The organism is Streptosporangium saharense, assembly GCF_014203715.1.
GTDB classification, from domain to species: domain Bacteria; phylum Actinomycetota; class Actinomycetes; order Streptosporangiales; family Streptosporangiaceae; genus Streptosporangium; species Streptosporangium saharense.
In genome coordinates, this window is sequence record NZ_JACHJP010000001.1 from 1523056 (window position 1) to 1548939 (window position 25884).

20 protein-coding genes, 1 tRNA gene and 1 pseudogene are annotated in these 25884 nt (G+C 68.0%); 15 read left to right on the forward strand and 7 right to left on the reverse strand.

Translation table 11 applies throughout. The features are described from left to right. The first annotated feature begins 359 nt into the window (after positions 1-359). The 7 genes from FHS44_RS07360 (at position 360) to FHS44_RS07390 (ending at position 10037) form a co-directional block, all read left to right on the forward strand. Positions 360-1286 (forward strand): GNAT family N-acetyltransferase, encoded by a 927-nt coding sequence (locus FHS44_RS07360; RefSeq protein ID WP_184713085.1) that lies wholly within the window; start codon positions 360-362, stop codon positions 1284-1286. 121 nt (positions 1287-1407) lie between these two features. After that, positions 1408-2094 (forward strand): response regulator transcription factor, encoded by a 687-nt coding sequence (locus FHS44_RS07365; RefSeq protein WP_221460364.1) that lies wholly within the window; start codon positions 1408-1410, stop codon positions 2092-2094. Between the two features lie 57 nt (positions 2095-2151). Then, the gene (locus FHS44_RS07370) at positions 2152-5616 is read left to right on the forward strand and encodes a DUF4153 domain-containing protein (protein WP_246435106.1); all 3465 of its coding nucleotides are present in this window, start codon (positions 2152-2154) and stop codon (positions 5614-5616) included. A gap of 83 nt (positions 5617-5699) precedes the next feature. Beyond that, positions 5700-7223 carry an N-acyl-D-amino-acid deacylase family protein gene (locus tag FHS44_RS07375; protein WP_184713087.1) on the forward strand — a complete coding sequence of 508 codons (1524 nt, stop codon included), beginning with the start codon at positions 5700-5702 and terminating at the stop codon, positions 7221-7223. A gap of 38 nt (positions 7224-7261) precedes the next feature. Then, positions 7262-8371 carry an alanine racemase gene (locus tag FHS44_RS07380; RefSeq protein WP_184713088.1) on the forward strand — a complete coding sequence of 370 codons (1110 nt, stop codon included), beginning with the start codon at positions 7262-7264 and terminating at the stop codon, positions 8369-8371. Positions 8372-8413: 42 nt separating this feature from the next. Next, on the forward strand, positions 8414-8800 hold the full coding sequence (locus FHS44_RS07385) for a Rid family detoxifying hydrolase (protein WP_184713089.1): 387 nt from the start codon (positions 8414-8416) through the stop codon (positions 8798-8800). A 31-nt stretch (positions 8801-8831) separates the two neighbouring features. Next, the gene (locus FHS44_RS07390; RefSeq protein ID WP_184713090.1) at positions 8832-10037 is read left to right on the forward strand and encodes a hypothetical protein; all 1206 of its coding nucleotides are present in this window, start codon (positions 8832-8834) and stop codon (positions 10035-10037) included. 38 nt (positions 10038-10075) lie between these two features. Here the strand turns inward: FHS44_RS07390 and FHS44_RS40755 are convergent, their stop codons facing one another. Together FHS44_RS40755 and FHS44_RS42690 are read right to left on the reverse strand one after the other, a co-directional pair. Then, positions 10076-10519 carry an MFS transporter gene (locus tag FHS44_RS40755; RefSeq protein WP_246435107.1) on the reverse strand — a complete coding sequence of 148 codons (444 nt, stop codon included), beginning with the start codon at positions 10517-10519 and terminating at the stop codon, positions 10076-10078. Between the two features lie 274 nt (positions 10520-10793). Beyond that, positions 10794-11251 (reverse strand): annotated as a pseudogene (locus tag FHS44_RS42690) (MFS transporter); the annotation flags it as partial. Between the two features lie 250 nt (positions 11252-11501). On the opposite strand from FHS44_RS42690, the gene FHS44_RS07405 reads away from it, so the two are divergent. Beyond that, a complete protein-coding gene (locus FHS44_RS07405; protein WP_184713093.1) occupies positions 11502-11999 on the forward strand; it encodes a TetR/AcrR family transcriptional regulator C-terminal domain-containing protein in 498 nt (165 codons plus the stop codon). Here FHS44_RS07405 and FHS44_RS07410 read toward each other — a convergent pair. Further along, positions 11996-12553, reverse strand: a complete 558-nt coding sequence (locus FHS44_RS07410; RefSeq protein ID WP_184713094.1) for a TetR/AcrR family transcriptional regulator — start codon at positions 12551-12553, stop codon at positions 11996-11998. The genes FHS44_RS07405 and FHS44_RS07410 overlap by 4 nt on opposite strands. Positions 12554-12629: 76 nt before the next feature. On the opposite strand from FHS44_RS07410, the gene FHS44_RS07415 reads away from it, so the two are divergent. Then, positions 12630-13361, forward strand: a complete 732-nt coding sequence (locus FHS44_RS07415; RefSeq protein ID WP_184713095.1) for an alpha/beta fold hydrolase — start codon at positions 12630-12632, stop codon at positions 13359-13361. Here the strand turns inward: FHS44_RS07415 and FHS44_RS07420 are convergent. Next, positions 13313-13933: a LysE family translocator gene (locus tag FHS44_RS07420; protein WP_184713096.1), complete on the reverse strand. Its 621-nt coding sequence runs from the start codon at positions 13931-13933 to the stop codon at positions 13313-13315. The two genes, FHS44_RS07415 and FHS44_RS07420, sit on opposite strands and share 49 nt — an antisense overlap. Positions 13934-14064: 131 nt before the next feature. Between FHS44_RS07420 and FHS44_RS07425 the strand changes: the two genes are divergently transcribed. Further along, positions 14065-16833, forward strand: coding sequence for a helix-turn-helix transcriptional regulator (locus FHS44_RS07425; RefSeq protein WP_184713097.1), 2769 nt, complete (start codon positions 14065-14067; stop codon positions 16831-16833). A gap of 227 nt (positions 16834-17060) precedes the next feature. Here the strand turns inward: FHS44_RS07425 and FHS44_RS07430 are convergent, their stop codons facing one another. After that, on the reverse strand, positions 17061-17429 hold the full coding sequence (locus FHS44_RS07430; protein WP_184713476.1) for a response regulator transcription factor: 369 nt from the start codon (positions 17427-17429) through the stop codon (positions 17061-17063). 1049 nt (positions 17430-18478) lie between these two features. Here FHS44_RS07430 and FHS44_RS40760 point away from each other — a divergent pair. Together FHS44_RS40760 and FHS44_RS07440 are read left to right on the forward strand one after the other, a co-directional pair. Continuing rightward, positions 18479-18889 carry a C40 family peptidase gene (locus tag FHS44_RS40760; protein WP_312863554.1) on the forward strand — a complete coding sequence of 137 codons (411 nt, stop codon included), beginning with the start codon at positions 18479-18481 and terminating at the stop codon, positions 18887-18889. Positions 18890-19003: 114 nt separating this feature from the next. Continuing rightward, positions 19004-19078, forward strand: a tRNA-Arg gene (locus FHS44_RS07440). 127 nt (positions 19079-19205) lie between these two features. Here the strand turns inward: FHS44_RS07440 and FHS44_RS41665 are convergent. Further along, positions 19206-19334, reverse strand: coding sequence for a hypothetical protein (locus tag FHS44_RS41665; RefSeq protein WP_281401268.1), 129 nt, complete (start codon positions 19332-19334; stop codon positions 19206-19208). A gap of 532 nt (positions 19335-19866) precedes the next feature. Here FHS44_RS41665 and FHS44_RS40075 point away from each other — a divergent pair. The 3 genes from FHS44_RS40075 to FHS44_RS40080 all read left to right on the forward strand — a co-directional run bounded on the left by FHS44_RS40075 (position 19867) and on the right by FHS44_RS40080 (position 21981). Beyond that, the gene (locus tag FHS44_RS40075) at positions 19867-20094 is read left to right on the forward strand and encodes an HAD family hydrolase (protein ID WP_221460365.1); all 228 of its coding nucleotides are present in this window, start codon (positions 19867-19869) and stop codon (positions 20092-20094) included. A 201-nt stretch (positions 20095-20295) separates the two neighbouring features. After that, positions 20296-20967, forward strand: a complete 672-nt coding sequence (locus FHS44_RS07450; RefSeq protein WP_184713099.1) for a DUF7380 domain-containing protein — start codon at positions 20296-20298, stop codon at positions 20965-20967. A gap of 204 nt (positions 20968-21171) precedes the next feature. Further along, positions 21172-21981: a hypothetical protein gene (locus FHS44_RS40080; RefSeq protein WP_221460366.1), complete on the forward strand. Its 810-nt coding sequence runs from the start codon at positions 21172-21174 to the stop codon at positions 21979-21981. A gap of 449 nt (positions 21982-22430) precedes the next feature. Here FHS44_RS40080 and FHS44_RS07460 read toward each other — a convergent pair whose 3' ends face one another. Next, positions 22431-25406, reverse strand: a complete 2976-nt coding sequence (locus tag FHS44_RS07460; RefSeq protein WP_184713100.1) for a tetratricopeptide repeat protein — start codon at positions 25404-25406, stop codon at positions 22431-22433. Positions 25407-25884: the final 478 nt, after the last annotated feature.

Below are 25884 nucleotides of genomic sequence, written 5' to 3' on the forward strand. Positions count from 1 at the left end.
AGCAACATAGCCACTTAGCGCCATATGAACCAATGAATGAGGACTTGCTGAAACAAAACGTGGTTACGCATGGGCGTTGTCCACAGGCGGAGAGTTATCCACAGAACGGGATTCGGTGCCGACGGGCGTCGCCGGGCTGGGACATCCTGTCGCCATGGCATCCACGGCAGATCGTCCGCACCCTGCCCCGAGGGCGTTTTATCCGATTGAGAGTCGGTCCCGAGGGGGTTAGTGTCCGCCTTCCAGATCTTCGAGAGGAAGGAGTGAGATGCGGATGTTCACCGACCCGATCACGCGTCCCCGACTTGGGCGGCAGACCGCCTGAGATCCGGGAGGCGCACCGCTTTCTGGAGTTTCACGTGTCCGATCTGTTGTTCCGTCCGCTCCGGGCGGACGAGTTCCATCTGTTCCACAGCTACGGTCCGCTACCCGCCTCGGGTGTCGGCCTGCGTGCCCGGCCGTTCGAAGAGCTCGGCTACCGCTCCGGCTGGGTCTGGGTCGCGCTGCGCGGCGACGAGGTGGTCGCGCGTGCGGGCTTCTGGGCGCCGCACGGCTCCGACCGTCCGGGCTTCCTCGACTGGTTCGACCCCGGTCACGGTGATGACCGGGTCGAGGTGGGCGCCGCCCTGCTGGAGGCCGCCCACGCCGCCCTGGTGCCCGAGGGGGGCGTACGGCCCGAATACCACCTGTTCCTGCCCGCGAACTGGCAGGAACGGCCGGACGCGCTGGCCGACGCGACCGACCGGATCGACGCGGCCGAGCGGGTGGGGTGGCGCAGGGCCGTCGAGCGGCTCAACCTGCGCTGGATCCCCGAGTACGGCCTGCCGCCCCGGTCAACCCGCCTCACCTTCACCCCGGCCGACGACGACGAGACCTTGCTCGGCCTGCTGGCCAGGGTCACCGAGGGCAGCCTCGACGACTGGGACCGGCGCACCCGCGCCACGAGGGGGGCCATGGAGACCGCGCGGGAGACCGTCGCGGTGCTCGCGGGGATGGCCGGTGGGCGCTCCCGTTGGCGGCTGGCCCACGACGCCTCCGGGGCCCTGGTCGGCGCCGTGCTGCCGACGCGTAACGACAGCTCGGCGACGGTCGGCTACGTCGGGGTCGATCCCGCGCACCGTGGCCACGGCTACGCCGACGACCTGGTCGCCGAGGCGCTGCACATCTTCGCGGCCGAGGGAGAGTCCCAGGTCAACGACAACACCGATGTGGGAAACGCCCCCATGGCGGCCTCGTTCGCCCGGCTGGGCTACCGCATTACCGGCCACCGGATGATCCTCATGTAGTCCCGGCCCACTCCCGCGCCCCCCACGGTGTCGGCGCCGGCACCGGTGGGGACGCGGGATGCGCGAAACCTTCACAATTCATCACCGGTCATCTGCACGCGGCCCCCTTACGCTGCGAGGCATGACATCCCCTCAACAACGCCGTGTCCTCGTGGTGGAGGACGACGAGACGATCGCGCGGGCCGTCCGACACCGGCTGGCGGCCGAGGGCTTCGACGTCCAGGTCGTGGGCGACGGTGAGGGGGCGCTCACGGCCTACGCCAGGACCGGGGCCGACGTGGTGGTGCTCGACCGGCTGCTGCCCGGTCTCGACGGACTGGAGGTCTGCCGCAGGATGCAGGCGGCCAGGCCGGTTCCCGTGCTCATGCTGACCGCGCTGGGCGAGGAGACCGACCTGCTCGTCGGCCTCGGGGTCGGCGCGGACGACTACATGGCCAAGCCGTTCAGCATGCGCGAGCTGGTCGCACGGGTGCACGCGCTGCTGCGCCGGGTGGAGCGGGCCTCCCAGCTCGCCGTGGAGGACACGGTCATCCGGGTCGGTCACGTCGAGATCGACACCGCCGAGCGCCGGGTCTACGTGCGGGGTGCCGAGGCACAGCTCACCAGGACCGAGTTCGACCTGCTGCGCCGCCTCGCGGAACGGCCAGGTCAGGTGTACGAGCGTGAACGGCTGCTCGCCGACATCTGGGGGTTCTCCGAGGCGGCGGCCACCCGGACGGTCGACAGCCACGTGCGCGCGCTGCGCCGCAAACTCGGCCCCGGCGTGGTCAGGACCGTCCACGGAGTGGGCTACGCCCTCGTCCGCTGACCCGTCATCCGAAGCTCTCCGAACCGCCATTCACTCGACCACCGGGACGGCCCCCCATTGAGACCCCTCGACTTCCTCGGCAGGATCAAGGTCAAGCTCGGCATGGTCATGCTGCTCGCCGTGGCCGCCGCGTTCGTCGCCAACGAGGTCGGCATCAACGCCGGATACTCACGCAACGTCCGTGTCGCGGTCGCCGTCGCGTTCGCCCTGGTCATGATGCAGTTGCTCGCCCGGGGGATGACCAAGCCGCTGCGTGAGATGGCCGCCGCCGCGCAGACCATCGCCAAGGGCAGCTACGGCCTGCGCGTCACCGCCACCTCGCGTGACGAGGTCGGCGAACTCGCCCGTGCCTTCAACGCCATGGCCGCCGATCTCGGCGAGGTCGACCGGCAGCGGCGTGAGCTGGTCGCCAACGTCAGCCACGAGCTGCGCACCCCGATCACCGCGCTGAGGGCGGTCCTGGAGAACGTGGTCGACGGCGTCTCGACGCCCGACCCCGTCACGCTGGGAACCGCCCTGTCCCAGACGGAACGGCTCGGCAGGCTGGTCGCCCAGCTTCTCGACCTGTCCCGCCTCGACTCCGGAGCCAGGCCGATCGAGCTTGAGGAGGTCGAGCTTCGCCCGCTGTGCGAGCAGGCGTTGCGCGAGGCCGTGCTCGCGAGGGAGGGCATCACCGCCCGCTGCGAGGTGCCCACGGGCCTGTGCACCCGTGCCGACGCCGACCTGCTGGCCCAGGTGCTGGCCAACCTGCTGGACAACGCGGTACGGCACAGCCCGGAGGGCGGGGTCGTGGTGCTCGACGTCGTCCCGCAGGGGACCGGGACGCGGCTGCGTGTGATCGACCAGGGGCCCGGCATCCCGCCGGAGGACCGGGCTCGGGCGTTCGAGCGCTTCTCCCGGCTGGACGCCGGGCGGGCGGCGGACGTGGGCGGCGCCGGCCTCGGCCTGGCCATCGTCAAGGAGATCGTCGAGCTGCACGGCGGTTCCATCCGCTTCGAGGACGGCGAGGGCTGTCGTGTCGTGGTCGATCTCCCCGAAAGGAGCATGATGGACGTCCCGTCCCGCTCGTCTCTCAGCCGGGCGTCGTGCGTCACGGACTCCACGCCGGAGGTTTCCGAGTCCGCGACGTCCCCGGAGAAGGGCGATGACGGTTCCACCGAGGCTGCGGATCCTGTCGAGGGGGAGTTCGCCAAGGTCGTGTGGCCGATCGAGCGACCGGGAAGCGCCGCGCCGCCTTCCAGGAACGTGGATCTCGCGGGGGCGCCGGATGAGTCCGTGACGTCAGTCGTGAAGGAGGACGTCGTCCCCACGGTCGAGGGGGAGCCCGCTGAGGAGTCCTCCGGTGCCGCCGGGTTCGCGCGGTATGCCGAGGGGGTCGGGGAACGTCCCCGGAGGAGTGAGTTCGGTGCCGGGGAGCCGTCGGTGCCGGGCGGGATGTACCCGCCCAGGCCGGTGCTGAGCGTGCCGAGTCGGTCCCGGTCACCCCGCAACTGGGCGGGAGCGTTCGCCGGGCTTCTCAGCGGTGGGATCGCCGGGCTGGTCTGCGGGGTCATCGCGGGGATGATCATCGCCTCGATGAGCCCGATGCTGGGGGTGCTGGCCGGTTTCCTGATCATGCTGGGCGGCGGGTTCATCGGCACGGTGCTCGGGATCACCGACTCCTACGTCCGAGCCGCGGGGGAGCCGCCGGAGCGTCCCGCCGTACAGGGGCCGGTGGGAAGCGAATCGTGGGAGGCGCACATGGCCAGGCAGATGGGAACGGGCGGCCCTCTCGGAGGCGCTTCGGGGAGCGTCTCGGAAGGTCTTGCCGTAGGAGCCGCGGGTTCTACAGGGGGAGCCCCAGAAGGTCTGCCAGGAGGTTCTGTGGAGGGAACCTTGGAAGGTCAGCCGGGAAGCGTCCCGGTAAGTCCTTCGGGAGGCACCTTGGGGAGTCCCACGGGTGGCGTCCCGGGAAGCCTGCCGAGAGACGTCTCGGGGAGCCCTCCGGGAGGTGGTCCCTGGAGTGTTTCGGGAGGCAGCCCAGGGAGCGAGTGGGGGGACCCTCCGGGAGGGTATGTGGCTCCGCCGTTGTTCCCCCGGCCCGACCTGCCCGCCACCCCCCGCTGGCTGCTCGCCGCCTGCGCCGGTGTCGGTCTCGTCGCGGCGCTGGCTCTGCCGTACAGCAGGGCGGGGTTGGGATTCGTGCTCGTCGCCATCGTCATGGGTGTCGCGGTCCTGCCGGTCGCGCGGCAGCGGATCACGCCGTGGTCGGCCGGGCTGGGGCTGGTCGCGTACGGACTTGTCACGGTCGCGGTGTTCAGGGACTCCGACGGGCTGGTGGCCTCGCTCCTGCTGACCGGGTTCCTGCTGGGCGCCCTCGCCCTGTCGGGGGCGGGACGCAGTTGGCTCGGGGTCATCAGGGGCGGCGCCTCGGTGCTGATCGCGCTGCTGCCCGTGCCGTGGTTCCTCGCGGAGCCGGTCAAGGGGGTGCCCCTGCGCAGGCGGATCGTGCCCGCGCTGGTCGGGGTCGGGCTGAGCCTGGTGCTCGTGCTGCTGTTCGGCGGGCTGTTCGTCTCGGCGGACGCGGTCTTCGCCGACGCCGTCGAACGAATTCTGCTGACGCAGGACTGGGCGGCGTCGATGCCGGTGCGGATCGTGCTGTTCGTGGCCTTCGCGGTGCTGGTCGCGGCGGCGGTGCTGGTGGGGCTGCGTCCCGTGGCCGAGCCGACGGTTCCCACGCTGCGGCTCACGGTCGGCCGGGGCCTGTGGGTGCCCCCGCTGGTCGCCCTCAACCTGCTGTTCGCCGTGTTCGTGGGGATGCAGCTGACGGTGCTGTTCGGCAGCACCCGGTGGGTGGTCTCCGCAGCAGGGCTGACCTACGCCGAGTACGCCAGGTCCGGGTTCTTCCAACTCGTCGTCGTCAGCGTGTTCGTGCTGGCGATCGTGGCGGCGGCCTCGGTGCTGGTCGATCTCGGGGGGCGCGAGAGGTGGCTGATGGCCGGGCTGCTCGGCCTGCTCTGCGCGCTGACCATGGTGATCCTGGCCTCCGCGCTGCACCGGCTCGACCTCTATGTCGACGCCTACGGCTTCTCCCGGCTGCGCGCCTCGGTCGAGGCGGCGATCTGGTGGCTGGGTGCCGTCTTCGTGCTGGTCCTGGTCGCGGGGGCGGTACGGCTCACCCGGCGTGGCCGTGCGGCGTGGCTGCCCAGGGCGATGGTCATGATGACCGGGATCGCGCTGCTGGCGTTCGCCGCGTGGAACCCCGACCTGCGGGTCGCCGAGAGTCAGGCCGCCGTCCGGGGTGTCGAACGGCTCGACCGGGTCTACCTGGGCGACCTCGGGGCTGAGGCCGTACCCGCGCTCGACCGGTTGCCCGAGCCGATGCGTAGCTGTGTGCTGCGGGACGTGGTCGCCGCCAACCAGCTCGCGACCCCCGACCCGTGGAACGGGTGGAACCTCGCCCGTCAGCGGGCCAGGGACCTGTTGGCCGAGCATCCGGTGCTCTCCGGCCCCGAGTGCGTGAACCGGGGGCCGTACAACTGATTCCAGCGTCACGGACAGTCACCGCCGGGCCGATGGAACGCTCGAAGATGCACGGAATCCCTCTTCAATGATTGAATCCGAGCATGTCGTTTGATGTGCTGATCAGAGATGGCTGGGTGCTGGACGGCACCGGTGCCCCGGCCTTTCTGGCGGACGTCGGGATCACCGGGAGCGAGATCACCGCGGTCGGCAGGCTGACGGGGGCCGAGGCCGCGACGGTGATCGACGCCTCGGGGCGCCACATCATGCCCGGTCTGGTCGACTGCCACGTCCACGGCGACGCCCTCGTCTTCGACCCCGAGGTGCAGCTCGCCGCGCTGCGCCAAGGCGTGACGACCTTCGTCCTCGGTCAGGACGGCCTGTCCTTCGCGCCGACCTCGACCCGTGAGGCCTTCGCCTACGCCACCCGCTACTTCGCCGCGGTCAACGGCGCCCACCCCGGCGCGGACGGTCCGCTGAGCGTGGCGGAGCTGCTGGCGGGCTACGACGGGGCGAGCGCGCTCAACACGGTCTACCTGCTGCCGCACGGCACGATCCGCTACGACGTGATGGGCGCCGCGGAGCGGGCCGCCTCGTCCGACGAGCTGGCCGCCATGCTCGCCCGCGTCGAGCGTGGCCTGTCCGAGGGGGCGGCCGGGCTCTCCACGGGCCTGGAGTACGCCCCGGGACGCTACGCGGACGCCGCCGAGCTGGCCGCGCTCTGCGCGCCCCTCGGTGCTCTGCCGTACGTCACGCACATGCGCGGCTATGGCGCCAACGCCACGACCGGGATGACCGAGGTGACGGACATCGCCCGGCGTTCCGGTGTCGCCGTGCACGTCTCGCACTACCACGGACCCGCGGCGACTCTGCTGCCGCTGGTCGACCGGGCCCGCGACGAGGGGCTCGACGTCACCTTCGACACCTATCCCTATCTTCGGGGCAGCACGATCCTGGCGATGGTCGCGCTGCCGTCGTGGATCCCGGCCGCCGACACGGACAGGGCGCTGGGGCTGCTGGAGTCCGAGCGGATCGAGTGGGACGAGACGATCTGGCCGAGAATCACCCTCTCGCACGTTCCCGGGGCCGAGTGGGCGGAGGGGCTGACGCTGCCCGAGGCGGCGGAGCGGGCCGGGACGGAGCCGGGCGAGTTCTGCCGCAGGATCCTGGTCGAGACCCGGCTTGAGGCCGGATGCGTGATGGCCCGTCCCGACGAGGGGCCGCAGGGGGAGGAGTCGGTCCGCGAGATCCTGCGGCATCCGGCCCACACCGGGGGCTCCGACGGCATCTACGTCGGGGGGCACCCACACCCCAGGGGATACGGGGCCTTCGCCCGCATGCTCGGCCACCACGTCCGCGAGACCGGCGACCTGACCCTGGAGCAGGCCGCCGTCCACCTCGCCTCCCACCCGGCCCGCCGCTTCGGCCTGACGGGCAGGGGTCTGGTCCGCGCGGGCCAGGTGGCCGACGTCGTCGTCCTCGACGCCGCCCGCGTCCGGGACCTGGCCACCTACGCCGACCCCCGCGTCCCCGCGGCCGGTGTCGACGACGTCCTCGTCTCCGGTGTCGCGGTGCTCACCGGAGGGAAGCTCACCGGGGCCACCCCCGGCCGGGCGATCAGACCCTGACGGATAGGGTCCAGCAAGGGAAGCGAAGGGGGTAGCACGTGAAGGGGATCGTCGATCCCGGCCGGGCAGTCGGGTCCTCACTGTTCGGGGGGGCCTTCAGCTTCCCCGTGATGGTGGCCAACCGCGACGCGATCGAGCACAACATCGCCACGCTCGCGGGATTCGCCGCCGACCACGGGTTGCTCCTCGCCCCGCACGCCAAGACGACCATGTCGCCGGAGCTGGTCAGGGCCCAGATCGAGGCGGGCGCCTGGGGGCTGACGGTCGCGACTCCCAGCCAGGCGCTGACCCTGCGCGAGTTCGGCGTGTCACGCATCCTCATCGCCAACCAGGTCTTCGACCCCGCGGGCCTCGACGCCATCGCCGCCCAGCTGGACCAGGACCCGTCGTTCGAGTTCCTCTGCTTCGCCGACTCCGTCGCCGGTGTCGAGACGCTGTCCAAGCACGCGGGCGGCAGGCCGTTCCAGGTGCTGGTCGAGCTGGGACACGCGGGCGGCAGGGCGGGCAGCCGTACGCTCTCGGAGCTTCTTGAGGTCGCAGAGGCGGCCCAGAGGGCGTCCGGCGTCGAGTTGGTGGGCGTCGCGGGCTACGAAGGCGGGCTGGGGAGCGCGCAGGAGGTGCGCGCCTACCTCGGCAGGCTGGTCGAGGCGCTGGAGCACCTGCGGGTGCGCGACCCGATCCTGTCGGTCGGCGGCAGCCAGTGGTTCGACGTGATCGGCAGGGAACTGGCCACCTGCCAGGCCAGGGTCGTGCTGCGCAGCGGCGCCTACGTCTCCCACGACGACGGCTACTACCGGGAGCGCACGCCGTACAACCGGATCGAGGGAGAGCTGCGGGCGGCGCTTGAGGTGTGGGCGCACGTGCTGAGCGTGCCCGAGCCCGGGTTGGCCGTGGTTGGCTTCGGCAAGCGGGACGCCCCCTTCGACGAGGGGTTGCCGGTGCCGAAGGGAGCCGTCGAGGGCGCGACCGTGCTCAAGGTCCAGGACCAGCACGCGCTCCTGCGGCTCGCGCCGGGCTCCGAGGTGAGGCCGGGGGACCTGGTCTCCTTCGGTATCTCCCATCCGTGCACCGCCTTCGACAAGTGGCGGGTCATCCCGGTCGTTGACGACGATCACACGGTCGTCGATCTGATCACGACCTATTTCTGACGTTCTGTCTTTTGTCGTAAAAGTCTCCGAAGGAGTTTTGACATGAGTGGCAAGCAGGAACTGCGGACGGACGAGGGCGCCGCGCCGGTCGGGGCGTACTCGCAGGGTCTCGTGGTCGGTGACTTCGTCTACACCTCGGGCGCGGGCCCGCTCGACCCCAAGACCGGTGAGGTCGTCGGCACCGACGTGGCCGAGCAGACCCACCAGACGATGCGCAACCTCGGCGCGATCCTGGCGGCCCACGGCCTCGGGTTCGACGATGTGGTCAAGGCGACCGTCCACCTTCAGCACCTCAAGCGGGATTTCGCCGCCTACAACGAGGTCTACAAGTCGTATTTCACCCAGCCCTACCCGGTTCGCACGACCGTCGGCTCCGACTTGATGGACATCCTCGTTGAGATCGACTTCGTCGCCTACAAGGCGCGTTAGAGTCTGACCGACTGCGTGGGAAGGCGGCGGTTTGGACAGCTCGCTATACGTCTACGTCGAGGACGTGCGGGGTGAGGGCCTTGAGGCGGTCCTCGACCGGATCACCGGGTACGGCGTGGCGGGCCTGACCGTCGCCGCCGCCTACCGCCGCGCCCGCGACGTCACCCCGCACAGCCGCCCCCGGGTGACGGTGCGTGGCGACGGCGTCCACTTCCCACCGCCGGAGGACCTGTTCGACGGGCTCCGCCTCGTCCCTCCGGTGCAGGCGGGCGCCGAGGAGGAGCCGCTGGCCGCACTGCGTCTGGCCACTGCCGAGCGGGGCCTGAAACTGCACGGCTGGACGGTCTTCCTGGAGAGCACCACGCTCGGCATGGCCAACCCCGACGTCACCGTGCGCAACTGCTTCGGTGACCGGGGTTCGCCCGCCGAGCTGTGCCCGTCCAATCCCGACGTCCGCCGCTACGCGGTCGCGCTCGGCAGGGCCGTGGCCAGGCAGGGGGTGGACAGCGTGGTCGCCGAGGCGCTGCACTTCGGCACCTTCGGCTGCGGCTACCAGAACGAGCGCTGCTTCGTGCAGCTCGGGCCGATGGACGTTTTCCTGTTCGGCCTGTGCTTCTGCGACTTCTGCATCCGCCGCGCCGCCGACCTCGGTGTCAACGCGGAGGTCGCCAGGGAGGAGTGCGCCAGGATCGTGGGCGGCGTCCTCGACGGCGACCCGCCCGCGCAGGGCGAGGTGACCAGGGCCGCGCTGACCGCCTACGCCGGGCCCGAGGTTGTCTCCTACGCGCGGGCCCGTTCCGAGGTGGTGACCTCGCTGGTCTCCGAGGTCTCCGCCGCGGTCACCGCGGAGGGCAGCAAGCTCGTCTTCCTCGACGCGACCGGCGCGGCGAAGGGCTACATGGACGGTCTGCCCCCTTCCGGGCTGTCCGCGCACGACTCCTGGCAGCTCGGCGTCGACCTGGTGGCCCTGGGCGACCTGGTCCCCTCGCTCGGGGTGCTCGTCTACGCCCGCGACGCCGAGCGTGTCGCCGACGACGTGGTCGCCTACCGTCGTTCCACGGGCAAGGAACTGCGGGCGGTGCTCCGGCCCGGCATGCCCGACACCGACTCGGCGGAACGGCTTGCCGCCAAGGTCAGGGCCGCCAGGGCGGCCGGGGCGGATGCTGTCGACTTCTACGCCTACGGGCTCATGCCGTACCCCATCCTCGACCGCATCCCCGGCGCGCTGTCCGGCTGACCGGCACCGTCACGGCACAGGCCGGTGACGAGGGATCATCAGAGCGGGCACCAGGTCCAGGTGAAGCCGGCGGAGAACGCGGCGGTGCCGTACGAACGGGACAGCGACTGCAGGACGACCGCGATCACGGCGGCGCCGAGCGCGCTCCCCACCCTGATCACGATCTGCGAGGCGGTCGCGGCCCCCGGTACGGCGGCCCCGGGCAGGGTGCGGTAGGCCGAGGCCATGATCGACGGGGTGACGAGGCCTTGCCCGAGTCCGATCACGACGCGGGCGGGGGCTTCTGCAAGCACGGTCACGATGCCCGCGACCCCGGGCAGCCGGGCGCCAATCCGGTCGGTGAGCCGTCCGGCCAGCGGCATGGTGACGATCGCGCCAACACCCATCGGGGCGGCCAGCACGTTCGTCCCCGGGACACTCTGGGAATACAGCAGCAGCAGCACCCCGAAGACTCCGACGGAGTAGCAGAACAGTGCCGCCACGGAGGTCGACGTCGATCAGGGCGTCGGCGCCTCGGCGCAGTGAGTGCGCGACGAAGGCCACGACGAGCACGGCGCCGAGGCCGAGTCCCAGGACCGCCTGGGTGCCGCCCGCCGCCTCACCGAGCCGCGACAGCCCGTAGACCAGCGCGGCCAGCCCGGGGGACAGCAGCGCCAGGCCGAGCAGGTCCAGTCGCCCGGCGCCGCGCTCCTGCCCACCGGGCAGCAGCCGTACGGCCAGCAGCAGGGCTACCACGCACACCGGGACGTTGACGTAGAACATCCACCGCCAGCTCAGGTGGTCCACGAGCACTCCGCCGAGCAGCGGCCCGAGCGCCGGGGCGAGCATCGACGGGATCGAGATCACGGCCATCACCCGTCCCAGCCGCTCGGGACCGGCCGCGCGGGCGAGCAGGGTCTGCGCGATCGGCATGAGCAGCCCGCCACCGATCCCCTGAAGCACGCGGAAGGCGATCAGGGTACCCCGCACAGGATCGACCCGGCCCCAGAGAATATGAGCGAGGTGATCCAGGCGGTTTTGGCACCAAAACGCCCGATGGCCCATCCGGCCACCGGGACCGTCATGGACAGCGCGAGCGTGTAGCCGGTGATCGTCCACTGGACGGTGCTGAGCGGAACGCCCAGGTTACGGCCGAGAACGTCGATCGCGACGTTGACGATGGTCGTGCCCAGGACCACGGCGACGCAGATGGCGCGGAGGGTGGGGGTCGTCATTTCATGCGCTGTGTCGGGAATGCGCTAAGCCGTACATTCGCCGAATGATCCGAGCAGGCACAGGGACCGGTCTGGGCACGTGAGACGGCCGGGCGTCGTCCGAAACTGACCCGCGAGGCGATCGTGCGGGCCGCGATCGGGATCGTCGACGCCGAGGGGATCGAGGCCGTCTCCATCCGCAGGATCGCCGCCGAGCTCGGGGCGCGGGCGATTCACCCACATCGAACGCAAGGAGGACCTGCTCGACCTCATGGCCGACAAGGTCAACGCGGAGATCCTGGTCAGGGAGGAACTGCCCGCCGACTGGCGCGCGGCGATTTCGGCCGTCGTACGGCACACGCGGGACGGAATCCGGCGTCATCCCTGGCTGGTCGATCTCGTCGCCAGCCACCCCCAGGTCGGTCCGAACGGCCTGCGGCACGGCGAGCAGTCGCTGGCCGCGCTCTCCGGACTGCCGATCGCGCCCGAGTGGAAGTGGCGGATCATCGCGGCGGTCGACGACTACGCGCTGGGGTTCGTGATCAGGGAGACGCTGCGGGGGGAGGGGCGTAGCGGATACACCTGGACACCGCAGGAGCGCGAGGCCCTCATGCGGCCGTATCTACGCGAACTTCTCGAAAGCGGCGAGTTCCCCAACCTCGCGCCACTGCTGGGCGAGATCACCTCCGGCCCTTCCGACGCGGACGAGGACTTCGAACGTGGCCTGCGCTGGATGCTGGACGGCATCGCCAGGGAACTCGGCCTCTAGCGTTTCCCGGTGACTCCGTCGAGGACGGCGGACACCGCGTGGGCGGCGAAGTCGTCGTCAAGCGGAAGGCCCCGGAAGATCGCCCGGATCCACACCGCGCCCCCGAGCAGGTCCACGATCAGCAGCGGGTCGGCCGTCTCCGGCAGCTCACCGCGTCGCCGGGCACGGGCGAAGACCGCCTCCTCCCTGGCGAACCGGTCGGTGAAGAACCGCCGGACCGCCGTGGCGAGCTCAGGATGATGTACGGCCGCGCCCAGCGTCGCCACCGCGACGTCCGAGGTGGGGGAGGCGGTCAGCAGCGCGGCCATTCCCCGCACCAGCTCCTCCAAATCCCCCCTGAGGGTGCCGGTGTCCGGAGGGTCGAACAGCAGCAGGTCGGCTTGGATCAGCGCGGCGGCGAGCAGCGCCGCCTTCGAAGGCCACCAGCGATAGATCGTGGTCTTGTTGACCCCGGACCGCTCGGCCACCCCCTCGATGGTCAGCCCCTCGTATCCCCTCACGGTGAGCAGTTCGAGCGTCGCCTGGAAGATCTGCTGCTCCTTGCGCGGTGCCATGCGCCGACTATAGCAACGCAACGGTGCGTTGTGTTTCAATGAGGTTGATTCGTCATGACATATCCGGAGGTGTCCCATGCAACCCATCGTTTTCATCCACGGCATCCGGGTCAGCGCGACCATGTGGGACCCCGTCATCGCCCACCTTGACCGCCCCGCGAAGGCCATCGATCTCCCGGGCCACGGCACCCGGGCGGGAGAGCCGTTCTCCATGGACGCCGCCACCTCCGCGGTGGCCGAGGCGATCGACTCCCTCGGCGGCAGCGCCGTCGTGGTGGGCCTGTCGCTGGGCGGCTACGTCGGCATCGCGACTGCGGAACGCTTTCCCGGCAAGGTCGCCGGCCTGGTCGCCATGGGCTGCACCTCCAGCAGCCAGGCGATGCTCGGCGTCTACCGGTTCGTCGCCCGACTCGCCGCGAGAAACCCCTCCCGCGCCAACCGGATCAGCGAGTACGGCTTCCGCCACCTCCTGCCCGGCCCCACGGGAGCCGCGATCGTCGCCGGAGGGCTGTGGTGCGAGGCGATGCCCCAGGTGGTCGACGCCGTCGCCGAACACGACCAACTCGCCGCGCTGGCCGCCTACCCAGGCCGGGTATGGCTGGTGAACGGCACCCGCGACCCGTTCAGGGCTGACGAACGCGCCTTCCTACGTGCCTGCCGGGACGGCAGACTCATCCTGATCCCCGGACGCGGTCACCTGGGCGTGCTGGCGGCCCCTGGCCCCCTGGCCCGCCTCATCGACGACCTGTGCTCTTGTTTTCAGGTGGAGCGTCCGGCGAGTGCCGTCGCGACCCCGAGGCCCAGGTAGATCACTCCACTGAGGCGGCCGATCGCGTTCGAACGGCCGCGTAGCCTGGCGCCGAGCATCCCCGCCCCCACCGCGTAGACCATGTCCGAGACCATGCCGAGGAGCAGGAGGGTGATGCCCAGGACCACGATCTGCAGCGGGACCGACCCCGCCTCGGGGTGCACGAACTGCGGCAGGAAGGCCAGGAAGAACAGGATTACCTTGGGGTTGAGCAGGTTGACCACCATGCCCTCCAGGAAGATCGCGCGAAGCGGCTGAGGCCGGGCCTCGAAGGAGGTCTCCTCGTGCCTGCGGAACAGTGCCCTGAACCCCAGATAGGCCAGGTAGGCGACACCGGCCCACTTGATCACGTTGAAGAGCGTGGCGGACCTGGCGATCACGTAGGACAGGCCCGCCGCCGCGGCGGCGATGTGCACCAGCGTTCCCATCCCGATGCCGAACACACTCGCGACCCCGCCGGACCTGCCCTGGGCGATGCTCCGGGCGGCGATGTACAGGTGATTCGGCCCCGGGATCAGGACGAGCGCCGAGGACGCGACCACGAATACCAGGAACGTGGACATCGAGACCATGTCTCAACCTTAGGAGCATCTTGCGCTCATGGAGCAAGGCCCTCGAACAGTGACTTTCACCTACCAATCGCCTGGTTACCGACGTACGGTGGCATACTCACCGGGTAGGACAGCGAGCGACGGGGAGTGCTTTGAACGGTGTTCCGGGCACTGCTTCGAGCGGAGTCCTGATCGGACGGTCGGCCGAGTTCGACAGACTTGTCGCGCTGCTCCACACGGCCTCCGAGGGATTGTCGGGGGTCGCCCTGGTCGGTGGCGACGCGGGCATCGGCAAAACCCGTCTCGTCACGGAGCTGGTCGAGCAGGCCAGACGGGATGGCTTCGCCATACTCGTCGGACAGTGTGCGGAGCTGGGTGACGCGCTGCCGTACCTCCCACTGGCCGACGCCCTACGCGGTGCTCCCGCCGAGCTGCGCGCGGAGATCGACGCCCGTCCCGTCCTTGGCAGGCTGCTGCCAGGAGGCACCGACCCCGGCACCGAGAGCGCCTCCGGCCTCACCCAGCAGCGGCTGTTCGGGTCGATGCTCGGCTTCCTGGCCGTACGGCCCGTGCTGTTGGTGCTCGAAGACCTGCACTGGGCTGACCGTTCGACCCGTGACCTGCTGGTCTTCCTCAGCCGGATGCTGCAGACCGAGCAGGTCCTGCTGGTCGGCACCTACCGCACCGACGACCTGCACAGGCGTCACCCGCTACGTCGGCTCCTCGCCGAGCTCAGGCTCCTTCCCTCGGTGACCTCCATCGAACTGACCCCGCTCGACCGGGCCGAGATGGCCGACTATCTCACCGCCCTCGGCGGCACCGACGTCCAGGTCATCGACGAGGTCGCCGAACGCGCGGAGGGCAACCCCTTCTACGGCGCCGAACTGCTCGAAGCCGTGACCGAGGGCTCCTCGATGACCGATGACCTCGCGGGCCTGTTGCTGTCCAGGGCCGAGGTGCTCTCCGACGAGGCCCAGCGGGTGCTGCGCGGTGCCGCCGTAGCGGGCAGACGGGTCGACCACGACCTGCTCCAGGAGGTTTCCGGCCTCCCCGACCTGGCCTTCGACGAGGCCATGCGAGAGATCGTCTCGCGCGGGCTGCTCCGTCTCGACGGCGAGTACGGCTACGCCTTCCGGCACGCCCTCCTCCAGGAGGCGGTCTACACCGACCTGCTGCCCGGTGAACGGGTCAGACTGCACTCCGAGTTCGCCCGCCTGCTCACCGCCCGTCGGGGTGCGGCGGCCGAGCTCGCCTACCACTATCTCGCGGGCCACGACCTCGCGGAGGGCCTGTCCGCGTCGGTCGAGGCAGGGCGCAAGGCCGAGAGCCTCGGTGCCCCCGCGGAAGCCCACCGCCACTTCGACCAGGCACTAGAGCTGTGGGAACGCGTCCCGGACGCCGAACAGCGCGCCGGGATCGACCGCGTACGGCTCACGGCGCGCACCGCCGCCGTGGCGGCCGACATGGGCGACAACCACCGGGCCATCGCCCTGCTGCGTTCGCTCCCTCCCACGTCGGAGGTCTGTGAGCGGCTCGCCTACTACCTCTACGACTCCGACGATCTCCAGGGCGCGATCACCGCCGCCACGGCGGCCGTCGAGGCCGCCCCTCCGGACAGCCCCGCCCTGGCCAGGGCACTCGCCACACTCTCCCGCACATTCACCTGGCCACCGCGATCCGCCGAGGACGCCGGGGCCAAGGAACTGGCCGAACGCGCGCTCGGGGTGGCCAGGGCCACCGGGACCACCGACGCCGAGAAGGGGGCGATCCTCGTGCTCGCCACCTGCGCCGAGTACGAGGGCGACACCGCGCTGGCCGAGAAGCTGTTCGACTCCGTCGCCCTGCGAGACTCCGGCGACCTGGCCATGGACCTGCGCGCCCTGTTCCACCAGGCCCGCATACGGTACGAACGCGGATTCATGGCAGGCGCGACCGAGGCAGCCGAACGTGGTGTACGGCTGGCCGAACGCACCGGACTGTCATGGAGCACCTACGGCACGGACCTGCGGTTCCTGCAGCTGCTCATCCACTACTCGGGGGGAGAGTGGTCCCGCGCCGCGGAGATGGCCGCCGGGTTCGGTGCCCGGGTCGGCAGGGTCGCCGAAGCTGTTCTGTCCTCCTTCGCGTTGTTCGTCGAGACCGCCGTGGGGGCGCCCCAGGTCGAGCAGCGCCTCGCCTGGCTCAAGCCATTCTGGTCCGACCCCCTAGTCGCTTACATGTCACGTGGTCTGGCCGCCGAGCACGCCCTCTGGCAGGGTGATCCCGAACTCGCCCTTGAGCACACCACCGCCGTCCTCGACGCGATCGACCCTCCCGACCTCGGGACGATCCGCATCAGCGCCGTCGCGCTGTGGGCGCTGGCCGATCTGGGCCGTGCGGAGGGCGCCGACGAACTGCTCGCCCGCGCCCGTGGTGTGGTCAGGGCAGGGATGGGCATCGAGGGACAGGGATGGATGGCCCGCGCCGAAGCCGAGTGGCACCGGGCGCACGGCCGCTTCGACGTCGAGGCCTGGCGCAGAGTCGTCGAGATCTTCGACCCCGCCTTCGTCTACGAGACCGCGCGTGCCCGGTGGCGGCTGTCCGAGGCGCTGCTCGTCTCGGGGGAGCGCGCCGCCGCGCTTGAGGAGTGGCGGCTCGCCGTCGAGACCGCCGACTCCCTGGGCGCCAAGCCACTGGCCGCTGCCCTGGCCGAGTTGGGGCAGCGTGCCAGGTTCGTCACCGCCCAGCAGGGCCTGCTCACCGGTCGCGAACAGGAGGTGCTGGCCCTGGTGGCCGAGGGCCTGCCCAACCGCGAGATCGGGGAACGCCTGTTCATCGCCCAGAAGACGGTCAGCGTGCACGTCTCCAACATTCTTGGCAAACTCGGTGTCTCTTCTCGAACCCAGGCCGCCGCTCTCGCGCGCAAGCGGGGCCTTCTCTGAGGTCCGTGTCTTGATGTGAGGCCGTCTCCCGGGTCTTGGGAGCTCTGGGCGTCTTGATGGCTTCGGAGTCTCGCTTGGATGTGTGATCAGGCGTCAGCTTGAGGGTCTCTGAATCGACTGTGCTGTGTCATCCGGGTGTGCTGTGTCATCCGGGAAGGAGGTCGTGACAGGCCACGTTGCCCGCGAAGGTCGTGACAGGCCGCGTCGCTTGGGAGAGGAGAGCGGACTCAGCCGTTGTGCGCGGCCAGAGCCAGATCGCGGACAACCTGGATGAGCTCGGACGGGTCGAACGGCTTGGTGAGATAGGCGTCGACACCGATCCCCAGCCCACGCCGTTTGTCGTCCTCCTGTGCCCGCGCGGTGATCAGCACCACCTTGATGTGGCTGGTCTCCTCGTCGCCGCGCAGCCTCGTCGCGGTCATCCATCCATCGAGCCTGGGCATCATGACGTCGAGCGTGATGACGTCAGGCCGTACGTCCAGCACCCGATCAAGGCAGTCCTGCCCATCGGAGGCGGTCTCGACCTGGAACCCCTCCAGGGTCAGATTGACCGCGATGAGCTGTCGGATGACCTCGTCGTCATCCACCACCAACACTTTTCCCAGAGGCTCGCCCACGGGCGTGAGGCTAACTCCTCGAAGCGGTGTCCCGCGCGGTTTTCGATGGATGTGTACACAGAGCTGTTCATGGGCGACAGGTTCCCGCAGGCGGAGACCGGCCAGGAAGACGTTTTTCGTCAGGTTTCTCACTTCTGAGGTGGCTAGGCCTGTCGTCATGGGCTTCGGTCATCGGGGCTCTCCCTCGGGGTGGTGTGGAACGCTGCGCCGTACGGAGGCGTCGGAGAACATCTTCAACCGGGGAACGCGCGGAAGCCGATCGCCGAACGCGATTCTGTGGATAACTCGAGTTATCCACAGAACGGGATTCGGTCGCCCGGCGACCCCGCCGTTCCTCCGATCCTGGGCCTCGACCGTTCGTCGATCCCAGGAGGTCACGCATGATCACGACTCTCGTCACCATCACTGTTCTCGTGACGGCACTTGTGGTCGCTCCCCGAGTGTCCGCGAACCGCCCCTGCCGTGAAGCCGCAGACAGCTGGACGAGGTGGCTCCTCATGGGCGGTCCGCCAGGTCTTCTCGATGAGTCAGACCTTCCTGAGGACGCGTCCCAGGCGGCTCGGGGCGCCTGCCGTACGGCTTCACCAGGGGCCGCCACGGCACCGGAAAGGGCAACGGAGACCGACGCCCGCCCGGCTTCCACAGGCCTCCACAGCATTCTGCCGACCGATGCTGCTCCACGAGGAACAGGCTCCGGAAGAGCCTCAGGCTTCTCGAACGTCCCTCCACCTGTCACTCCTTCACCGGGAGCAACTCCTTCTTCGGCCGAGGAGAAGTCGGATCGCGAGTCCGCTGGGACCGGGGAGAGCGACGCGCAGGAGAACCAGATAGGCGGTGGAGTGGGAAGACCTGACGACGACAAGCCCAGGAGAGCCGGTGAGCTCGACGAGAAAGCGGATCCGGGGCCAACCGACCATGGTCCCTTCGGAGATTCTGAAGCACACGGGGCAGAGACGGCCGTAAGCCATGACAGGACAGTCGGCAGGGTCGCGCTGGCCTTTCTGCGGAGGCCAGACTCTTTATCCCCGGTGAGAGCGGCTGTCGCGTTGTCTCCCGGCCGGATGGCCGTGGCCGCGGCCCTACGCCAACTCGGCAGGCCGTACGTCTGGGGTGGCGGTTCGAGCGCCGGACCAACCCGAGGAGGCTTCGACTGCTCAGGACTCGCCCTGCACGCCTGGGCGAGAGCGGGAGTCAGGCTGACCCACTACACCGGCAGCCAGTTCAGGCAGGGGCGCCGGGTGCCGTTCTCCCGCCTTCGTCCCGGAGACCTGGTGTTCTTCGGAGGGGGTAAGGGAGACCCCGCTCATGTGGGTGTCTATGCCGGTGGCGGTCGCATGATTCACGCTCCACGGCGCGGTGACGTCGTCAAGGTGACGATCTTCGCCACCTCCCCCTACTACCGCGCCCGCTACCGAGGCGCCATCCGCCCCACTGGCTGACCTCACCTATGGATGATCGCCCTCCCAAGTCGCCGTCTAACGGTCCCCTAGATCACCGCTTCGGGTTTCGAGTGTCGGTTCCCTCCTGGATGCTGGTAACCTAAACACTCGTTGGCCCCCTTAGCTCAGGGGATAGAGCACCGGCCTCCGGAGCCGGGAGCGCAAGTTCGAATCTTGCAGGGGGCACCAACTCCTGGTCAGCGGATCTACCCGCTGACCAGGTGAACAGCGTAAGAACGGGCGGGTCTCCAGTCTCACGGAGTCCCGCCCGATCTCATTGACGCTTACGAGCTGTGGACCATTCGTGGAACAAGTCTCACAGGGTGAGCACAGCCTCTATGCGGCGGTTGTTCTGGTCTTGGTGGCCATCCAGGCACTTGGCATAGCGCTTGAGGAGCACTTCCACGCTGTTGCTCGCGCGGGCGGCTGCCTCGGTGGCGTCCACCCCTGCGTTGAGCCAGGTGGACAGTGCCGCATGCCGCAAGTCGTAGGGTCGCCTAGCCAGAGGAGAGAGCACCTGCTGAGGGGTGAGTGCGAAGCGGCGCGCCTCTCTCCACACCCACGCGTAGGTGGAAGTTCCCAGAACCCCTCCCCGCTCATTGCAGAACAGCCGGCCTTCCCGCACCGGGGGTCGCCCGGTGCCTGCGCGCAACCCTGCTCTCCAACGGAGAGTAGGCATCAGCGAGCTGGGAGCGAGAGACCGATCCGCTCGCTCTTCTGCGGCGCATCAGTATCGAGCAGCCGGACTTGGTGGCGATGGCGGATGCGGCGCTGACACGGTTGGAAGAGGAAGCCGTCCAACTCGCTCGCCCGACGTCTGGGGAAGAGGCTGTTCTCCGAGCCTGCGTCGAGTCTGGTCGAACCGTCTGGCTGGTCAGCAACAACGCGAGTAGCGCCATCCGGGCCTACCTGAACGCACACGGCCTCAGCGGCCAGGTGGCGGGCGTTTTCGGCCGTGTCCCGGTGATCCGGCATCGATGAAGCCCAGTCCACGGCTGCTGCTGGACGCCATGGACGCCACTGGTTCCGTCCCTACGGAGTGGGTCTTCATCGGCGACGCCGTGCGCGATGTTGAAATTGGTGATGCTGCGGGCGTATCCACTATCAGGTATGCCAACAAGCCTGGGAAAGACACCTACCTGGCAGCTGCCGGCGCTGTGGCGGTCGTGAAATCGATGAAGGCCATCGCAGATGCGATGATTTAAGCTGCGGCTATGGGAGCCGAAACCACGGAGACGACTACAGGTTTTGTGGCGTACCGACATGATCCTGCCAGTGTCGCTGGGTTGGCGCGGCTTGCTGACCAGGCGTGTGACGGCGTAGCTCGTCTACTGGAGGTCAGCGTTCGTGTGACGCAAGTGGCGGCCAGGTTCACGCCTGCTCTGGACTCGGCGGCCGTGAGGGAGGTGCAGAGCACCTTCAGCTACGTGTTAACGAGCAATAGCAGCGGTTTCGCGCAGCCAGGGGCGTCATTGATTCCTCTTGATGGGGAATCGTTGTTTCCGCGCGCGTTGCGGGACGCCGATGATGAGGTACGTACGCTTTGGGTCGCCTTGACAGATGTTGTATCGCATCCGATAGCAAAAGCGCGGTGCGCCGACATCGTCTTCATCTTGCGCTTGGCCAAGAATAATCGCGACAGTGCGGAGAAAGCCGCACGCGCTTATCTCGCCGCCGTTGGTGGCGACCTTTGCCGCAGGGAACAGAGCTTGGGTCTGCTGCGGGCATGGACATTGGCGCGCTCGGTCGGCTCTACAGTTCTAGAAGCAGAAGTAGCGGCAGCCTTGCTGGTTATGGCCAGAGATGTGGTGACACGCGCCGATGATCCGTATGCGGCCGTCCCGCTGCTAGAGGCACTGACCGCACCAGGGCGCAAGGGCCAGGTGTTGCCAACCAGTGCTCAAGCGAACATCCTGTTGGATCGAGCACTAGCTACATACACTGAACCCAAGGTCATCGCAGAAGTAGCGGCGCTGATCCGTAGGCGTTCGGCAGACGATCCTGTTCGTGCCGATCATCCAGCCGGGTCGAGATTGCAGCCTTGCTTGCCGAAGCGGATAAGCTCACTGAGCCGCTGACTATCCGATTTCACCTAGCTGAGGCGGCGTCGACCGCGCCGGTTGGGAGTATCGGACCTTGAAGAGGTAGCGGTAGCTCGGCTACAGTCCTCGCCGCCAGTCGAATGGAAAACAATAGAAACCGATATCCAGATTCCGCCGGTTTATGTCAATCACTTTATGCGCCCCTTCCGATACGCGAAAGACTGGCCAGAGGCGCTGAAAGTGTGGTTCCTCACCGAGGCACCCAGCGGGAACCATGCCGGCAACGAGGCGACGGCACGGCAGATCGTGAACGAGATAGTGTTTACGCGTATTGCGAGAGTCACACTCTATAGCACCAACGACCTTCCTAAGAAGGTCATCTCCGGTGACGATGAGGCATACCGGAATGAACTAGCCCGGGTTGAGCAGTACTCTATGGGCTGTTCTGGAATGCTGCTGGTGAATGCGCTGGACCTGACTAGGGCACGATTCGGTATACCGGCCCAAGGCGATCTAGAGACATTCATCTCTCAGTATGGTGCCCATCCCACGCTTGCGCAGGCCCTTGCACAGGCGTTGCGGCTGTACTGGGTGGGTGAGTATTCCGCAAGTGTTCATCTTGCCGCTCCCAAGATCGAAGCGGCAGCCCGTGCCCTGCTGTTGGAAATCAACAAGCCGCTCTATCGGGCGGCGGTCGGAGATGCCACCGGGCAATTCCCCGGTCTAGGTGTCTTTCTTGAGCACCTCGTCGATAGTGGTTTCGACCCGGATTGGGAGCGTTTTCTACGGACGCTTTTGCTGTCCGATGGGGCCAATGTGCGCAATTTCGTCGCTCACGGTTTCATGCACGACGCCGACCGGAACACTGCTGCGCTCGTGCTCCGCGCGTGCGCGGTGCTGATGTTGATCACATCGGAGGACGCTGCGCAGCGTGACAGCGCAGCGGTTAAGTCAGCGCTGATGAAACCGCTGGGGGGCAGGCCACACCGCTCGTGGCGGCGACGTGTTACCGACACTATCCGAGCTGCATACTTCGAATTTCGCCGATGACCTGGTTGTAGCAAGGCATTGCTGTGGTCTGCAGGTTTGGGCAGTCAAGCTCCTTTGCGGCGAGGAGGATTGACTGATTTGTGACGTCGGAATCACCTGCTGGAAGAGCTCCCACAGTTCATCGGGAACCAGGCGCTCCAGGAAGGATTTGGTGATCAACCTCATAGTTGATCACCAAACACACAGTCTTAGACAGCATGGGCCGGAGATGGCTCAGGCGTCTTGTGGAGATGACTCTTCCCAATGCCTTCCCAAGCTGGAATGTTAGTTCGACGGAAGAGGCGTTTGTGCAGGTAGATAGTGCGTCTCGTTGTGACTGCGTGGGTGTCTCATAATCCCTGGATCGTGTCATGCGGGCAATGGATCCGTCGGAGGCGGGAGGGGCTGGCCATGCCGCAGCTCTTCGGTCGTTATCGTTCCGCGCGTCACTTGTGTGGGTCGCTCATTACCTAGGCATTCGTCAGCCAATCCGGCAGGTCAATTTCGGTGATCTCTCGCCATGTATTTATGACAACTTCTGGGTTGAGTCGGTAAATCTCGCATAATAGATCAGAAATAAAAGGGATTGGCTCCTCCGGCTCTCTTTCAGTGGAGATCGCCAGGCTCTCTATGAGGGGAATCGCTCCGACAGCGTTGCCGTTTTGAAGCAAGATCAATCCCATGAATGTCAATTTTTTCGTCAGGTCGGGGAGGAAGGTGTTGGGGTGGGTTTTGGCCAGGGTTCGGAGGATCTGGACGGCTTCTTCGATCGCGGTCAGTGCCTCTTCCCATCGCTCCAGGCTCGCCAGGCGGTTGGACTGGTTGCTCAGTGAGCCAGCGAGGTTGGGCAGGAAGGCATCAGGGTGGATCTCGGCCAGGGTGTAGTAGAGGTTGGTGGCTTCTTCGGCTGCGGTTAGTGCCTCTTCCCGCCGCCCCAGGTCTGCTAAGCAGCTGGCCCGGTTGTTCAGTGATGCGGCGAGGTTGGGGAGGAAGGTGTTGGGGTGGGTTTTGGCCAGGGTTCGGAGGATCTGGATGGCTTCTTCGATCGCGGTCAGTGCCTCTTCCCGCCGCCCCAGGTTCGCCAGGTGGTTGGACTGGTTGTTCAGTGATGCGGCGAGGTCGGGGAGGAAGGCGTCGGGGTGGGTTTTGGCTAAGGGCCGACGGATCTGGATGGCTTCTTCGATCGCGGTCAGCGCCTCCTCTCGTTTTCCCAGGTTCGCCAGGTGGGTGGACTGGTTGCTCAGTGACATGGCGAGGTCGGGCAGGAAGGCATCAGGGTGGATCTCGGCCAGGGAGTGGTAGAGGTTGGTGGCTTCTTCGGCTGCGGTCAGTGCCTCTTCCCGCCGCCCCAGGCCCGCCAGGCAGCTGGCCTGGTTGTTCAGTGATGTGGCGAGGTTGGGCAGGAAGGCATCAGGGTGGATCTCGGCCAGGGAGTGGTAGAGGTTGGTGGCTTCTTCGATCGCGGTCAGTGCCTCTTCCCGCCGCCCCAGGTCTGCCAGGTGGTTGGACTGGTTGTTCAGTGATGCGGCGAGGTCGGGGAGGAAGGCGTCGGGGTGGGTTTTGGCTAAGGGCCGACGGATCTGGATGGCTTCTTCGATCGCGGTCAGTGCCTCTTCCCGCCGCCCCAGGTCTGCTAAGCAGCTGGCCCGGTTGTTCAGTGATGCGGCGAGGTCAGGTAGGAAAGCATCAGGACGGACCTTGGCCAGAGACCGATAAACGGTGACAGCTTCAGTGACGGCCTCCAACGCCTCTTCCCGCCGACCGAGCTGGGCCAAGGCGGCGGAGAGCCTGCCGCTCCATTCGGCTATTTGGGCCGGATCGGCGTTAGCCGATAGGAGATTTCGGACCCGGCGGGTCACTGCCACATCAGCAACGGCCAAGGCCACCGTCGGGTAAGGGATCATGTCGGCGATCCGCTGGAGATCGGTCACATCGACCGAGGCGTCCTCCAGGACACGGGCGAACAGGTCACCTAGACGGGTGCCCGTCTGGACCGCGACCACGATCGCGGCACCGGCCAGGCCGGTCAGATCCTGCCGTAACGCCTGCTCGATCAGCTTGGGCGCACGGTCGTGATGGGCACAGGCACGTGCCAGAACCGTCAGCGTCTGCACCGCCTGCCGGTCGGTCAGATCGGTCAGGCAGGCCCGGCGCAGCAGTGAACTCCCTACCAGCTCATCGGTGGCGTGCCGCTCGGCCAGCAGATCAGGGCGCAACGCCTCAACCCGCTCCCCACCGCCCGGATATACGCGCCGTAGCCACCGCACCACCGCCCCCACCCGCACGTCATCGGCTCGCGCGAGGTCGGGCACCCGCCGCACCACCGCCCGCACAGCCTCCTCATCATGGTCTTGCGGGTCCAGCAGCAGCGCCACGACCGCGACCACCTGCCGCAACACCGCCAAATCCACCCCCACCTCGGCGCGTCGGGCGGTTTTGTCCCACAGTCGCCGCTCATGGCCCAGCAGCCGATCCAACACCCCCAGATCCGCCGCCGCCCGGCCCCCGGCACTGCCCTGCTCCTCATCCAGCACCGCCACCAGCGCTGCCGCATGCAGCATCAGTACTGGCAAACGCTCGTCCGCATCAACGGCGAAGGACACTCGCGGCACCGGCCGGCTTCGCGCGGCCGCGAAAGCCGGCAACGCCTCCTCGATCACCTGGAGATCACCGCGATCAGCATCCAAGGCGGGCGCCAGGTCCAGCACCGAGACGCGCGTCACCAGATCCCGGACCGCGTCCGATTCGGCGCCCAGCTCCGTCCACCACTCCCCGGCTTGACGGGCCACCAGCAACACCCGCAGCCCGCCCGCATCTCCAGCCGCCTCCACGCCGACCATCTCAGCCAGCATGGCCGCCAGATCAGAGCGAGCCTCGGCGTAATCGACTAGGAGCAGCACCCGCTGATTCACCTGGATGGCAGCCCGGATGGCCGACACTTCCTGCCCCGGCCGGACCTGCTGCCAGTCCCACTCCAGGAAAGGCAGCGACTCGGCCAGATGCAAAGCCAGCCGGGTCTTGCCCACCCCGCCTTGGCCGGTCAGCAACCACACCGGACACGCCGTCTCATCCCTGCACCAGCCGGTCAGAGACTTCAGCTCTTTCACACGCCCGGCAAACGCGACCGTCCCACGCTCGGGACGCAACAACCCCGCCACGCTCTCGCCCGCCGCGGCCACCTCACGAGTGGCCACCAACGCCGCCCGCTGCGCCTCCTCCTCCGCAATCGCGGCATGCTCAGCGGCCTTGAGCGCCCGCCGAGCGGTAAGCCACTCGCTGACATACGACCCCGCGGCACCCGCCGCGATCGCCCCCAGCACGGCCAGTACCAATCGCACCATCGGCGGCCATGTCGAGGGAACCAACTGCACCACCGTTGTCACCGCACCTGCTACCACCAGCAGCAGCAGGAACCAAAACGGCCGTCCACGGCGCCCGTCACCCATGCCTTCAGGATCATGGCCTGCTGAGATCAACGTGCTTGAACACGTCAACCGCGCCGAGACTGTGATCTGACCCAGCCCACTCCTGAACCGTCCTTCTTATGGACCAGTTGTGGACCAAGTAGGGCGACGAGCAATAGCACCTGTGCGTTCGCGCTGGTCAAGAGCATGGCTGGCCAGCGTTCTGCACTCCTCTCCGGAGCCGGGAGCGCAAGTTCGAATCTTGCAGGGGACACCAACGCTTCACCAGGGGGAACCCAGCAACGACCTGCGGCAACGCAGGTCGTTTTGCTTTCCGGGGTGTGCCGCCCTATGCCGCCAGATTCAGCCGTGTGCCACTGGTCGCGTACCAGGGGCGTACCGATCTTGGTGGCGGCTTAACCGCAGGGCTAGAGCTGTGGAGTTGCTCACTGCATGAGCGGGCTGCGGGTTGGTGGCCGTGTGCACTGCGGAACGGGGTTGGAGCCTACATGCGCTGCGG

Excerpts from the sequence above, each read along its gene's own strand:
- FHS44_RS07415 (WP_184713095.1), top strand. The coding sequence starts at position 12,630 with ATGCAACCCATCGTTTTCATCCACGGCATCCGGGTCAGCGCGACCATG.
- FHS44_RS07375 (WP_184713087.1), top strand. The coding sequence starts at position 5,700 with ATGTCGTTTGATGTGCTGATCAGAGATGGCTGGGTGCTGGACGGCACC.
- FHS44_RS07410 (WP_184713094.1), bottom strand. The coding sequence starts at position 12,553 with ATGGCACCGCGCAAGGAGCAGCAGATCTTCCAGGCGACGCTCGAACTG.
- FHS44_RS07365 (WP_221460364.1), top strand. The coding sequence starts at position 1,408 with ATGACATCCCCTCAACAACGCCGTGTCCTCGTGGTGGAGGACGACGAG.
- FHS44_RS07460 (WP_184713100.1), bottom strand. The coding sequence starts at position 25,406 with ATGGGTGACGGGCGCCGTGGACGGCCGTTTTGGTTCCTGCTGCTGCTG.
- FHS44_RS07420 (WP_184713096.1), bottom strand. The coding sequence starts at position 13,933 with ATGGTCTCGATGTCCACGTTCCTGGTATTCGTGGTCGCGTCCTCGGCG.
- FHS44_RS40075 (WP_221460365.1), top strand. The coding sequence starts at position 19,867 with ATGAAGCCCAGTCCACGGCTGCTGCTGGACGCCATGGACGCCACTGGT.
- FHS44_RS07385 (WP_184713089.1), top strand. The coding sequence starts at position 8,414 with ATGAGTGGCAAGCAGGAACTGCGGACGGACGAGGGCGCCGCGCCGGTC.
- FHS44_RS07405 (WP_184713093.1), top strand. The coding sequence starts at position 11,502 with ATGGCCGACAAGGTCAACGCGGAGATCCTGGTCAGGGAGGAACTGCCC.